Source organism: Phycisphaerae bacterium (assembly GCA_017999985.1).
Classification (GTDB): domain Bacteria; phylum Planctomycetota; class Phycisphaerae; order UBA1845; family Fen-1342; genus JAGNKU01.
Genome location: JAGNKU010000005.1, coordinates 313,810 through 326,024, shown reverse-complemented (window position 1 = coordinate 326,024; position 12,215 = coordinate 313,810). Strand labels below are relative to the sequence as shown.

The window sequence follows — 12,215 nt, the reverse complement described above, 5'->3', positions numbered from 1 at the left end:
CCAATCAGGTGGCCAGATCGCTGTGAATCGATCCGCGCACGAGCACGAGCTGAGCGATGCCGAGCTGGTGCAGTGCGCCCAGCGCGGCGCCGCGTCGGCGTTCGCGGAGCTGGTTTCGCGGTATCAGGACCGCGTGTTCAACACATGCTACCGAATTTGTCACAATCACGCCGACGCCCTCGACCTCACGCAAGCGACCTTCATGCGCGCGCTCGAGGCACTGGGACGCTTCCAGAGCCGGGCGAACTTCTACACCTGGCTCTTCCGTATCGCGATCAACCTGACGATCTCACAGCGCCGCTCGGCCGGACGCCGGGCCGTGCGCCCGCTCGACGACTCCGGGGCCAGTGCGCGCGGGCTGCGGACGGAGCCCGTGTCGCGCGAGCCCGGTGTGGAGCAGGGCGTGGCGGACCGCGAGCTGCGGCGGCGGGTGGAATGGGCGCTGGCCCAACTGGACGACGAGTTCCGGGCGGCGGTGGTCCTGAAGGACATCGAAGACCTGGACTACGCGGCGATCGCGGAAATACTCGGTGTGCCGGTTGGTACGGTGAAGAGCCGCATCTTTCGCGGGCGCATGCTGCTCCGCGAACTGCTGCGCGACGAGAGGATGCAAGTTGGTGAACGATGAGCGCGACAAGCTGGGGGCCGACCTGTCGGCGTACCTCGACGACGAGTTGAGCGCTGCACGCTCGCGCGAGATCCAGCGCGTGCTCGCCAGCTCCGAGGACGCGCGCCGCCAGCTTGACGAGCTGCGCGAGGTCTCCGAACAGCTTGGCGCTTTGCCGCGCCTGCGGGCGCCGGCCGAACTCGCGAGCACGCTGGCTGCGCAGGCCGAGCAGCAACTGCGCGCCGCGCCGCGCGCCGGCAAGCGCCGGATGCGCATCATTCGGCTGGGCGCGCAGGTGACGGCGGCGGCCGCGGTCATCGTGGCGGGGGTGCTCGTCGGCTACCAGATCATGCAGGAACAGACGCTGCCCGGGTCGCCAGTGCTGGCGCCAAGTCTGCAGAAGTCAGACACGCCGGCCCCCGCCGCGGCGCCGGCACGTGGGATCGTTCGGGACGGCCGCCGCGATGTGGAACTGGCCGCGCGCTGGCCGGAGCAGCCTCAGGACAAGCTACCCGTGGCCAAGTTGCCGGCGCCTGTATTCGAGGCGGCCCCGGAACCGGACGAGTTGACGAGGCAGGAGGGGGTCGCGCGGGATTTCGAAGAGTCCGAAGCCAAGGTGTTGGCCGTCGCCCCCGCGCCGACTGCGACCGTGCATGTTGTCATCCGTGCGCAGGACGAGGACCAGTACGCGCGGAACGTCACCGTGCTCGCGCAATGGTCCGCGGCCGGCGCGCCAGCCGCCGCACCGGCCGTTGCCACCGCGTCCGCCGACGAGGCGGTTGCCGCGCAGCCTGGCGAGCAGCTTTTCTACGTGGTGCCGTCGGAGCTGCCGGCCCGGATCGATCAACTCCTGGCGGTCAACACGCGCGACCAGGTGCGCTATGAAGCCAATTTTGAGGGCGATGCGGACACCGCGGCGCTGCTGGCGCCGGTGGTCTCGGCGCTCCAGGACCGCGGCGTGCCTTGGGCGGGGGACGTTCTGAAGCCCGGCACGCCGGCCGCGAGCTCGCGCGAGAAGCGCGCCGCGGGCCGCGGCGGTGGCGCGACTGGTCGCGGACGCCTGATGTACGACCAGGCACGTGCGGACGAGGCTGAGGCTCTGCATCGCCGGCACCTGGCCGTGACTGCCGAGCCGGAGCTCACGATCGTCTTCGTGCCGGAGCCGGAGCCCCCTGCGCGGGAGGCGGGGGAGCAGAAGCGCGGCGTGGCCCCGGCGGCGCGGGCAGCGCGCCCGATGACCGAGGCGGCCCCGGCCGGCGGGGTATTGGCGTCCCAGCCCGCTTCAGGCACGTCGGCCGAGCGCTTGCTCGAGCTGTCGCTGTCTGGCCCGAAGGCCGACGATTCTGACTTCGATGGTGTCGTGGACGCAGCGGCCGAGCAGCGGCGCGGGCCAATATCCCTGCGGGTCACGCTCCTGCCGCCCGGGTTGCCGGACACGCCCGCGCCGCCGGCGACCACCCCCGCCAGTCAGCCGGCGCGTTGACGCGGGCGGGTGCGCGGGCGTCCTTCCCCGGGTGCCACCTGGCGACGTAAGATGGCGGCATGTGGAAGGCCTACAACATCGTCGAGCGCAAGCTGGTGGAAGTGCCGGAGCAGCCGGCGGCGGTGACGATTTATGCGCGCCCGGACGAGCGTGAGAAGCGCCACCTGATCGACGAGCTGAAGGTTGACGAGCACACGTTCAACTCGGCGCTGGACCCGGATGAGCTGTCGCGTCTGGAGTTCGAGCCCGAGCACATGGCGTTGATCTTCAAGCGCCCGAAGAACTACTCGGGCGCCGAGCAGTTCATGTTCAAGGTCACGTCGGCGGGGGCGTTCCTGTTCAAGGACGGGCTGCGGATCGTGATCCCGGAGGAGGCGGCGTTGTTCGACGGGGCGCCGCTGGCGCGGATTCACTCGCTGGCCGACGTGATCCTGAAGCTGTTGGCGCGGTCGGTGATCCATTTTCGTGAGCACCTCAAGGGCATCAGCATGGTGTCCGACGAACTGCAGAGCGAAATCAACCGGGCGATGGAGAACAAACACCTCATCAACATGTTCGCGCTGCAGAAGAGCCTGGTGTATTACGTGAACTCGATCAACTCGAACGGGGCCCTGCTGGAGAAGCTCAAGCACAACGCCGGCAAGATCGGGCTGAGCACCGAGGAGCTGGAGTTTCTCGACGACCTGATCATCGAGAACAACCAGTGCGCGAAGCAGGCGGAGATGTACTCGAACATTCTGGCGAGCCTGATGGACGCGCGGGCCTCGATCGTCAGCAACAACCTGAACGTGCTGATGAAGAACCTGAACATCATCACGATCGCGATCATGGTGCCGACGTTCGTGGTCAGTGCCTTCTCGATGAACGTGGCCATTCCGATGCAGCGGTTTGCTTTCGCGTTCTGGGTCATCATGGGCATGGCCGTCGCGTCGGTGGCGGCGTTTCTGTGGTACTGGCGACGGCGGGGGAGCTGAGGGCGGCAGCGCACGGAACCTCCTGCGGCGCCGCGCCTGACGTCCGGCTACCTGTAAGGTTTCCCGCGCGGCGCTAACGACGGCGCGCGCCGAGCAGGCCGGCCAGGACCAGCAGCGCCAGACTGCCCGGCTCCGGGACGAGCAGCATGTATGTCGGGGCGTCCAGCCCGGTCGTCGTGAAGCTCCCCAGGTGGCCGCCCGTGGCACTGTCATACTTCAGAATCGAGTCCGTGTAGTGGGAGGTCACATACAAATTTCCGTCCAGGCCAAACAGCACATCCTCGGCGTGATTCAGCCCGCCGTAGCCGGGCGGCACGAAGTCATCCATGAACGCGCCGCTCTGGCCGTCGAAGCGCCGCACGCGGTTGTTGTCCGCGTCGGCGACGTACAGGTGGTCGTCGCTGCCGAAGACCAGCCCCTGCAGGCTGTCCGTCGGGCTGCCGGCCGCGAACGTGTCCACGTACGCCCCGGTCAGCGCGTTCACCCGCATGACGCAGCGCGTCTGGCCGTTGGAAATGTACAGGTAGCCGTCGCCGCGAAAATCCAGGTCCTGCGGGTCGTTGAGGTTGGTGGTCCCGTATGGCACAAAGTCGTCGATGAACGCCCCGGTGTCGCCGTCGTAGCGCAGGATGACGTCGCTCGAACTGGCAACATACAAGTTCCCGTCGGGCCCGAAGGCGACGCCGCGTGGATACTGCATCCCGTGGCCGGAGGCGAAGGTGCCCAGATACGCACCGGTCTGCAGATCGTAGCGCTTGACCGAATGCGTGCCCGCGCTGGCAACATAGAGGTTGCCGTCGGGTCCGATGGCCAGGCCCTCGGGGCAAACCAGCCCACCGCTTCCGCCCGTCACCAGCGCGCCGAGGTACGCCCCGGTCGCGGCATCGTATTTCACGACATTGTGCGACGTGTAGCCGCTCACCAGAAAGTACACCGGCGACGCCACCACCGGTGCCGTCAGAATCAGCGTCACGACCAGGCCAAACAGAATCGCGCTGCGCTTCATGGGGTGTTCTCCTCTCGCCTGACTCCAAGGCCCGCGCCCGCCGCGCCCGCGGCGCAGCGGCACCGGCCATCGTTTCTTCGTGGACGCGTGCCCGCCGCGAACTGCGGCTGGTGCTCGGTCCGATTGCGCGCTGCGGCGTGCCGATTGCCGTCCGGACCGTGGCCGCGCATGCTCGCACGGCCACCGTCATGTGCACGTCGTGAGCGCCTAAATTTCCTCCGTCGCCCCGCCGCGATGACACACGCAAACAGTGCCCCGGTGGAGCGTAAACTCCTGTCATCAGTATACAGCGCCCCGGGCGGGATGCGCAAACCAGCCATGTACGTGGGCTGGGTGGAATGCGCGGCAGCCGGGAGTCTACGCCGCCCGCTCGGCCACCGCGATCAGTGACAGGCCCGGCAGCGGCAGGACGCGCTCCAGTGGCCGCATCAGTGGTACGCACATGTCGTTCAGCTTCAACTGCCAGCGATCCATCTCAGCCCGCCGCAGCAGACAGGAATTCAGCCACCAGGCGGCGATCGACAGGAAATTGAAATCGCGGAGCCGCACGACCGTGTAGCCCGCGGCCTGGAGCGCCGCGCGCAGCGTCCGACGGGTATAGCGCCGGCAGTGCCCCACGTGCCGGTCGTACGAGCCGTACAGCCAACGGTGTTGCGGCACGAGCAAGATGAGCCGGCCGCCGGGCTCCAGCAGTGTCCGCATCCGCCGCAGCGCCGCCAGGTCGTCCGCGATGTGTTCGAGCACGTTCAGGCAGACGACGGTGTCGCACACCGCGCTGCCAAGCGCGTCGAAGTCGGCGGGACAGGTCAGGTCGAGTTTGGCGACCTCCACGACGTCGTTATCGTCGAACGCCTCATGCAGAATCTCGAGGTACACCGGGTCGATGTCGGTGACGATCAGCTTCTCTTTCTTCGGCAGATGGCGGCTCACGTTGCCCAACCCCGCGCCGATCTCGAGTATGCGCGTCCCCAGATACGGCCGGATCACCTGGGCCATCCAGGCGTTGAACCGCCGGGCGGTTGCGAGGCTCGTCAGGATCGCCCGACCGTAGCACTCGTCAAAGCAGTCGTCGATCAGCCAGTACTTGCCGATGGTCCACAGCGCGTGGAAACCGTCTTTCCAGCCGATCTTCTTGCCCTCGGCGTAGCTCCGCCCGCGGTAGTTGATCGGCACCTCGTAGACCACGCAGCCGCGCTTGGCGATCTTCGCCGTGATCTCCGGTTCGATCCCGAAGCGGTTCGAGCGGATCGGGATGGTCTTCAGCACGTCGGCACGGAACGCCTTGTAGCACGTCTCCATGTCGGTAAGGTTCAGGCCCGTCGTCACGTTGGAGAGGTGCGTCAGCAGCTTGTTCCCCAGCGTGTGGTGGTAGGCCAGCACCCGCCGCATCGTCCGCGCCGCGAAGCGCGAGCCGTACACCACGTCCGCCAGGCCATCGAGCAGCGGCTGCAGCAGCAGCGGGTAGTCCTGCGGGTCGTATTCCAGGTCCGCGTCCTGAATAATCGCGTACTGCCCGGTCATCGCGCCGATCGCCCGGCGGACCGCGGCCCCCTTGCCCTGGTTCTTTGGCTGGCGTAGCGCGCGGATGACGTCCCCGTGCGCCGCCACGAGTTCGTCGATGACCCGCGCCGTGCCGTCGGTCGACGCATCGTCGACCAGCACCAGCTCTTTGCGCAACCCGCGCGGCAGTTCCACCGCCAGCACGCGCTCGACGCAGCGCCGCAGGTACGCCTGTTCGTTGTAGACCGGAATCAGGACCGACAGGACGCCGGTGCGAAACAGCGGCGGGCGCGGCGGCGAATCGGTCATGCGTCGCCTCCGGTCCGTGTTACTCGGCCCGTCGTGGCGGCAGGCCGGCGACGAACGCCCGGGCCGCCGGCAGCACGCGGGCCGTGATGGATGGGATGTCGCCGTCCAGGATCGCGCCGGCGCTGGCCTGGTGTCCGCCGCCGCCGAACTGCTGCGCCAGCTCCAGCACGGAGATGCCGCTTTCACCGCGGAAGTTCATGCGGACTTTGCCTTGCCGGCCCTCGGTGAACAGGATCGCCACCGCGACACCCTCGATCGAGCGCGGCACCTCGACCTGGTCGTCGATGTCCGCCGCCGTGCAGCCCGTCGCGGCGATCTCGGCGAAGGTCGCCGTGCTCCAGGCCAGGCGCCCGTCTTCGCTGACTTGCGTGTTGCGGTAGATCAGGCTCAGCAGTTCGAACTCGCCGTGGCTGCGACTGCGATGCAGCCGCTCGCAGATCTCGGGAATCGCAGCGCCCGCGCGCGCCAGTTCGTAACCCACCTGCAGCGCGTGCGGCCCGGTGTTGGACAGCGCGAAGCCCTGTGTGTCCGAGTGCAGCCCGGCGTAAAGCAGCGTGGCGATCGTCGGCGTGATCGTGCAGCCCAGCGCCCGCAGCACGCCGTACACCAGCTCCGACGTGCTGCTGGCGTGGTCGACGATCCAGTTCCAGCGGCCGAACTGCGTGTTCGTGGCGTGGTGATCGATGTTGAGGATCGGGATGCTGGTGAGCGCGGTGAGGTGCTCGGTGCCGTTCAGCCGCCGGTCCTTCGCGGTGTCCAGCGCGACGATCAGGTCGCACGCGCGGACGTCGTTCGCGTGCGCCCCGCGCAGGCCCGCGTAGCGCAGCAAAAAGCGCAGGTTCCGCGATACCGTGCCGTCCGGCAGCACCAGGTGCGCCCGCTTGCCCAGCTCGGGCAGCGCCAGCCACAGCGCACCCAGCGACGCAATCGCGTCGGCGTCCGGCGTCACGTGGCCGACGAGCGCGATCTCGTGCGCGCCGCGCAGCGCCGCACACACTTCCGCCGGCACCACCGCCGGGTCAGCGGTCAGGGGGTCGGTCGTCATGAGCTCTTCCGCATCGATTCGATCAGAATGTCCGCGATCTCCGGCCGCGTGAACTCCACCGGCGGCCTTTGGCCCTTCGCCAGCATGTCGCGCACCGCCGTGCCCGACAGGAAGACGCGCTCTTCCTTGGTGCTGTTGGTCGTCTTGTCACTGGCCATTGCGCCGGACTTCTTGCACCAGAACGTGTGCTCGAACTTCAGCGGCTGGATGCCGATCGCCGCGGGATCGACCTCGTCGAAGATCTTCTGGGCGTCGTAGGTGCCGTAGTAGTTGCCCACGCCGGCGTGGTCGCGGCCGACGATGAAGTGCGTGCAGCCGTAGTTCTTACGGAGGATCGCGTGCAGGATCGCCTCGCGCGGCCCAGCGTAGCGCATCGCCGCCGGCAGCACCGACAGGAAAGTGTTCTTCGCGTTGTAGTAGTTCGCGAGCAGCACCTCGTAGCACTTCATGCGCACGTCGGCCGGGATGTCGCCCTTCTGCGTCTGACCGACCAGTGGGTGGATCAGCAGGCCGTCGCAGATCTCCAGTGCGCACTTGGTGATGTACTCATGCGCCCGGTGAATCGGGTTGCGCGTCTGAAACGCGACCACCGTCGCCCAGCCGCGCTCCGCGAACGCCGCCCGCGTCTGCGCCGGCGTCAGGCGCCGGTCCGCGAACTCGGGGTCGTGCCGCGGCGTGAGGACCTCGAGCGGGCCCGCCAGGCACACGTCGCCCTGCGCCATCGTCACCGCGACGCCGGGGTGCGCGGTGTCCGTGGTCCGGAAGACCTTCTCCGCCTCCTTGCGTTTGTCGTGGGCGTACTTCTCCTTGACCGTGAGCACGGCCAGCAGCCGGCTGCGGTCGTCCGTCAGCGCCACCGTCTGCCCGATCGCCAGCTTGTCCGCCGTCGCCCGGTCGACCGGACACAGGATCGGCACCGACCACGGCAGTCCGTTGGTCAGCTTCATCGTGTCGCACACGCTGTGAAAGTCGGCCTCGCCCATGAATCCCGTCAGCGGGCTCAGCGCCCCGATCGCCAACAGCTCCAGGTCGCACTGCTCGCGCTCGCCGAGTTGGATCCGCGGCAGCCGCTCCGCCGACGCCTTCAAGGCGACTGCCCGGGCGGGTTCGACGACGAGGTTGATGAGCTTTCCGCCGTGCGGCGGGATCAGGCCATGGTCACTCATGCGAGTCTCCGATACGCAAGGATGCGCTTCGCCGGCTGCAGCGCTGGGCGCCGTGTGAAGCGGTTTCGGCGCGTGCCGATGCAAAGCGGCGATTATAGCCGCGGCGGGCTGCGGCGCGAAATGGCGGCGCATCCGGCGGTGGGCGGCCCCCTTTTGCGGCCCGCCGCCTGCCGGTAGGCTATGGGCCATGACACTCCTACTGGATCAACGTGAAGTTCAGGACACCCTGGCGAAGCTGGCCCGGGCGATTGCGGGGGCCGCGCCCAGTGACGTCCCGGTTGCGGTCGTGGGCATTCGGCGCCGCGGTGAGACACTCGCCAAGCGCCTGCTGCCATTGCTGGAGAAAGCGGGGGTGAAGCCGGCGCACTACGGCGTGCTCGATATCACGCTCTACCGTGACGATCTGACGACGATCGGGCCGAATGCGATCGTCCGTGGCACAGAGATCGACTTTGACATCACCGACACGTGGCTCGTGCTGGTCGATGACGTGCTCTACACCGGTCGCTCGATCCGCGCGGCGCTCGACGCGCTGACGGATTTTGGCCGGCCGCAGGCGATCCGCCTGGCCGTGCTGGTCGATCGCGGCCGGCGCGAGCTGCCGATCCAGCCCGATTTCGTCGGGCTGCGGACCGACACCGAGTCGCACCATGTCGTGAAGGTCAAGCTCGCCGAAGTGGACGGCGTGGACGAGGTACAACTGTATGACCGCAGCGGCGAGTGACAGGCCGGTCTGGACGCGGAAGGATCTGCTGGCGCTCGCGGACCTCAGCCGCGAAGAAATCCTGCACGTGCTCGACACGGCGGAAGGCTTCAAGGAGGTCTCGACCCGCAGCGTGAAGAAGGTGCCGGCCCTGCGCGGCCGGGTCGTCGTCAACATGTTCTTCGAGGACAGCACGCGGACGCGCATGAGCTTCGAGCTGGCGGCGCAGCGCCTGTCGGCCGACGTGATCGACTTTTCCGAGAAGGTGTCGTCGACCAAGAAGGGCGAGACGCTGCTCGACACGGCCCGCAATATCGAGGCGATGGGTGTTGACATCATGGTCCTGCGCCACCCCGCGGCCGGCGCTGCCCTGCACCTGTCGCAGGCCGTGAAGTGCTGCGTCATCAACGCCGGCGACGGCCAGCACGCGCACCCGACGCAGGGGCTGCTCGACCTGTTCACGATCCGTGAGCGCAAGGGCCGCATCGACGGGCTGAACGTCGCGATCGTCGGCGACATCGTGCACTCGCGCGTGGCGCGTTCTGACCTCCGCGGCCTGCAGAAGCTTGGCGCGAAGGTCACGCTGGTCGGCCCGCCGACGCTGGTGCCGCGCTCGTTCGAGGACATGGGCGCCCGCGTCACGTCGGACTTCGAGGGCGTGCTGCCCGAGATGGACGTCGTCAACATGCTGCGCATCCAGAAGGAGCGCATGACCGACAGCGGCTTCCCGTCCGCCCGCGAATACGTCCGCCTCTTCGGCATGAACCGCGAGCGGCTCAAGCAGTGCAAACCCGACGTGCTCATCATGCACCCGGGCCCCGTGAACCGCGGCATCGAGCTGGCGGCGGACGTCGCCGACGGGCCGAGCTCGAGCATTTTGCGCCAGGTGACGAACGGCCTGGCGGTCCGGATGGCGGTGCTGTTCCTGTGTCAGCAGGCCAACACCGGTGCCGCCCAACGCGAAGACGAAGTGCGTAGCGCCTGACGCCGGCCGCCCCGGGGCCGGCTGGAGATACACACCATGGATGCCCTCGAAGCGCTGGCCAAACGCCGCAGCGTGCGCAAGTACAAGTCCGGCACGGTGACGCGCGAGCAGCTTTCGCAGATCGTGAACATGGGGCGGCTCGCCCCGACTGCCCGCAATGAGCAGCCGTGGGAGTTTGTCGTCGTAACGCAGCCCGCGAAGCTGCGGCAACTCGCCCACCTCGCCGACCATGGCAAGTTCATCGCCGACGCGTCGGCGTGCATCGTCGTGCTGTGCCGCCCAACGACGTACTACCTCGAGGACGGCAGCGCGGCGACGACACAGATCATGATCGCGGCGACGGCGCTGGGCCTCGCGACGTGCTGGGTCGCCGGCGACAAGAAGGCCTACGCGGCCCAGGTGCTGGCGACGTGCGGCGCGCCGGCGGAATACAAGCTCATCTCGCTGATCGCGGTCGGCCACGGCGGCGAGACGCCGACGCCCGCGAAGCGCGCGCTGGGCGAGGTCCTGCACTGGGACAGCTTCGGCGGCGGCGCGAAGAAGTGATAAGGTGAAAAGGGGGCGCGCCTATCGAGCTGCCGCGGCGGGCTTCACACATCCGCAGTCAGTCCAGTCGGTTGCAGCGCGCTACTTCGCCTTCAGCGCCTGCTCGATCAACGGGGCGACGATCTCTGTCCACTGGCGGTAGCCTTCGTCGCTCAGGTGCAGGCCGTCGTCCTTGAGCCATTGCTTGCGCGGGGTGCCGTCTTCGCCGAGCGTCGGCGTCGCCGTGTCGGCGAAATAGAGATGCTGGCTTGCGTCGGACATCTCCTTGATCAGGGCGTTCGCGGCCTTCATTTGCGGCCATTGGGCCCAGCGCAGCGTGCTGGGCTTGATCGAGATGTAAATGACCGGCGTGTCCGGCAGGAGCGCGCGCACACGCTGCACGAACGTGCGATAGTCGTCCCGCAAGCGTTCCGGCGTCTTGCCGTCGGCGATGTCGTTGTCGCCGGCGTAGAGCAGGATCACGCGGGCCGGGTAGGGCTTCACGACGCGGTCGAAGTAGTGCAGCACGTCCGACAGATGCGCGCCGCCAAAGCCGCGATTGATCACCGGCAGCTTCGGAAAGCTCTCGTGCGTCTTCCAGCCGACGATGGTGGAGCTGCCGACGAAGAGCACCGGACTATCCGGCGGGCTGTTGCGGCTGTCCCAGCGCTCGAATTCGTCGATCGCCTTGGCAAAACGGGCCGGATCTGGATCGGCGACAGGGGCGGTCGCCGGCGGTTGCGGGGCCCGTCCGGCGCCGAGGCCGCAGAGGACGAGGGTCACGATGCTCAGGGCGATTGCGAGCCGGGCGAGGCGATACGCGGTCATGGGCGTTCCTCCAACTTCACAAAGTTCGCCGGATGATGTCCCGGCGTGGCGCGGCGGGCAAGTGCGGGTGGCCGAACCGCGCCGCCTCTGTGCGTCCTCGGTGTCTCTGTGGCGAATCCCGGTACGAAAGCCGGTCAGGCCCGGTCGGCACGTCGATTCACGACCGCGCGTACAGCACGGATGTGTGCCGGGGTCGTGCCGCAGCAGCCGCCCACAATCTGCGCCCCCGCCGCGAGCCATCCGGCCGCGTACACCGCGTATTCCGTCGGCGATGCGTCCTGCGCGCAGCTCCACCCGGGGATCGGGTCGCGGTTGCCGATGTGCGCATACGCACATACCGGCCGTTCCGTCAGCTCCCGCAGCCGCGGTAGCAGCCTTGTCAGGCCACGCGGCGGAATGCAGTTCAGCCCCACCGCGCCCGGCCCCAGCGGCTCGATCGCCGCGACCGCGTCCGCCAGCGGTTCGCCGCCCAGCAGGTCTCCGCTTTCCTGCACGACGAAGGATGCGACGAATGGCAGCCCGCACGCGCACGCCGCCTCGGCCGCCGCGCGGGCCTCGCGAAGCGTGCCGATCGTCTCGATCCAGATCAGATCGGGCTTGGCCGCCGCCAGCCACGCCGCCATCTGCCGGTGCTCGGCGCGCAGCTCGGACTCCACCGGCACACGCTCCGGGCAGTAGCAGTCCTCGACGGGCGCGACGCTCGCCGCCACGATCACGTTGTGCGCCCCTGCCGCCCGCCGGGCCAGCTCCACGGCCAACTGGTTCAACCGCGGCCCGTCCGCGAGCCGGCCCGCCGCCCGCAGTGCCCGCGGGTTCGTCCGGAACGTGTTCGCGACGAGAATGTCCGCACCCGCCGCCGCGTATTCCGCGTGAATAGCCGCCACCACCTCCGGCGCGTCCAGCAGGGCCCCCGCCGACCAGAGCGGCACCGGCCGACCCGCGCCGCGCCGTTCCAGCTCGGTCCCCATGGCGCCATCGAGCACCAGCGGTCCGCGGCGCAGGCGGTCGGCAAGGACGTCGGCGGGCGGTGTCATTCCGGCTTCTCCGAAACGGGCGGCTGCACGTCGCCGCGGGGGACAGTATC

The 12,215-nt window shown here is 68.4% G+C and carries 12 protein-coding genes; 6 read left to right on the top strand and 6 right to left on the bottom strand.

The annotated features are described in order from the left end of the window. Positions 1–22: 22 nt before the first annotated feature. From KA383_09240 to KA383_09230, 3 genes are read left to right on the top strand one after another with little or no spacing between them, the layout of a single operon-like run. Positions 23–628: a sigma-70 family RNA polymerase sigma factor gene (locus KA383_09240; GenBank protein ID MBP7746307.1), complete on the top strand. Its 606-nt coding sequence runs from the start codon at positions 23–25 to the stop codon at positions 626–628. Next, complete coding sequence (locus KA383_09235; GenBank protein MBP7746306.1) at positions 618–2,090, top strand: hypothetical protein; 1,473 nt, start codon at positions 618–620, stop codon at positions 2,088–2,090. Before KA383_09240 ends, KA383_09235 begins: the two co-directional genes overlap by 11 nt. 59 nt (positions 2,091–2,149) lie before the next feature. Continuing rightward, entirely contained in the window at positions 2,150–3,064 is a 915-nt protein-coding gene (locus KA383_09230; protein MBP7746305.1) for a magnesium transporter CorA family protein, read from the top strand. A gap of 73 nt (positions 3,065–3,137) precedes the next feature. Here KA383_09230 and KA383_09225 read toward each other — a convergent pair whose 3' ends face one another. The 4 genes from KA383_09225 to sat form a co-directional block, all read right to left on the bottom strand. After that, positions 3,138–4,070 carry an NHL repeat-containing protein gene (locus KA383_09225; GenBank protein MBP7746304.1) on the bottom strand — a complete coding sequence of 311 codons (933 nt, stop codon included), beginning with the start codon at positions 4,068–4,070 and terminating at the stop codon, positions 3,138–3,140. 357 nt (positions 4,071–4,427) lie between these two features. Continuing rightward, the gene (locus KA383_09220) at positions 4,428–5,879 is read right to left on the bottom strand and encodes a glycosyltransferase (GenBank protein MBP7746303.1); all 1,452 of its coding nucleotides are present in this window, start codon (positions 5,877–5,879) and stop codon (positions 4,428–4,430) included. A gap of 19 nt (positions 5,880–5,898) precedes the next feature. After that, entirely contained in the window at positions 5,899–6,924 is a 1,026-nt protein-coding gene (locus KA383_09215; protein MBP7746302.1) for a bifunctional oligoribonuclease/PAP phosphatase NrnA, read from the bottom strand. After that, positions 6,921–8,090, bottom strand: coding sequence for a sulfate adenylyltransferase (gene sat, locus KA383_09210; protein MBP7746301.1), 1,170 nt, complete (start codon positions 8,088–8,090; stop codon positions 6,921–6,923). Before sat ends, KA383_09215 begins: the two co-directional genes overlap by 4 nt. A 187-nt stretch (positions 8,091–8,277) precedes the next feature. On the opposite strand from sat, the gene pyrR reads away from it, so the two are divergent. Genes pyrR through KA383_09195 form a run of 3 tightly spaced genes read left to right on the top strand, consistent with a single transcriptional unit; the run spans position 8,278 to position 10,324 of the window. After that, positions 8,278–8,814, top strand: a complete 537-nt coding sequence (gene pyrR / locus KA383_09205; GenBank protein MBP7746300.1) for a bifunctional pyr operon transcriptional regulator/uracil phosphoribosyltransferase PyrR — start codon at positions 8,278–8,280, stop codon at positions 8,812–8,814. Then, entirely contained in the window at positions 8,795–9,778 is a 984-nt protein-coding gene (locus KA383_09200; GenBank protein ID MBP7746299.1) for an aspartate carbamoyltransferase catalytic subunit, read from the top strand. The genes pyrR and KA383_09200 overlap by 20 nt, the downstream gene beginning before the upstream one ends. Before the next feature lie 36 nt (positions 9,779–9,814). Then, the gene (locus KA383_09195; protein ID MBP7746298.1) at positions 9,815–10,324 is read left to right on the top strand and encodes a nitroreductase family protein; all 510 of its coding nucleotides are present in this window, start codon (positions 9,815–9,817) and stop codon (positions 10,322–10,324) included. A gap of 81 nt (positions 10,325–10,405) precedes the next feature. On the opposite strand, the gene KA383_09190 is transcribed toward KA383_09195, so the two are convergent. Then, a complete protein-coding gene (locus KA383_09190) occupies positions 10,406–11,131 on the bottom strand; it encodes a hypothetical protein (GenBank protein MBP7746297.1) in 726 nt (241 codons plus the stop codon). Between the two features lie 134 nt (positions 11,132–11,265). After that, positions 11,266–12,165, bottom strand: coding sequence for a homocysteine S-methyltransferase family protein (locus KA383_09185; protein ID MBP7746296.1), 900 nt, complete (start codon positions 12,163–12,165; stop codon positions 11,266–11,268). Positions 12,166–12,215: the final 50 nt, after the last annotated feature.

What these genes read in the sequence shown, in the direction of transcription:
- pyrR (MBP7746300.1), top strand. Translation starts at nt 8,278, where the DNA reads ATGACACTCCTACTGGATCAACGTGAAGTTCAGGACACCCTGGCGAAG.
- KA383_09215 (MBP7746302.1), bottom strand. Translation starts at nt 6,924, where the DNA reads ATGACGACCGACCCCCTGACCGCTGACCCGGCGGTGGTGCCGGCGGAA.
- KA383_09230 (MBP7746305.1), top strand. Translation starts at nt 2,150, where the DNA reads ATGTGGAAGGCCTACAACATCGTCGAGCGCAAGCTGGTGGAAGTGCCG.
- KA383_09220 (MBP7746303.1), bottom strand. Translation starts at nt 5,879, where the DNA reads ATGACCGATTCGCCGCCGCGCCCGCCGCTGTTTCGCACCGGCGTCCTG.
- sat (MBP7746301.1), bottom strand. Translation starts at nt 8,090, where the DNA reads ATGAGTGACCATGGCCTGATCCCGCCGCACGGCGGAAAGCTCATCAAC.
- KA383_09185 (MBP7746296.1), bottom strand. Translation starts at nt 12,165, where the DNA reads ATGACACCGCCCGCCGACGTCCTTGCCGACCGCCTGCGCCGCGGACCG.
- KA383_09225 (MBP7746304.1), bottom strand. Translation starts at nt 4,070, where the DNA reads ATGAAGCGCAGCGCGATTCTGTTTGGCCTGGTCGTGACGCTGATTCTG.
- KA383_09190 (MBP7746297.1), bottom strand. Translation starts at nt 11,131, where the DNA reads ATGACCGCGTATCGCCTCGCCCGGCTCGCAATCGCCCTGAGCATCGTG.
- KA383_09200 (MBP7746299.1), top strand. Translation starts at nt 8,795, where the DNA reads ATGACCGCAGCGGCGAGTGACAGGCCGGTCTGGACGCGGAAGGATCTG.
- KA383_09195 (MBP7746298.1), top strand. Translation starts at nt 9,815, where the DNA reads ATGGATGCCCTCGAAGCGCTGGCCAAACGCCGCAGCGTGCGCAAGTAC.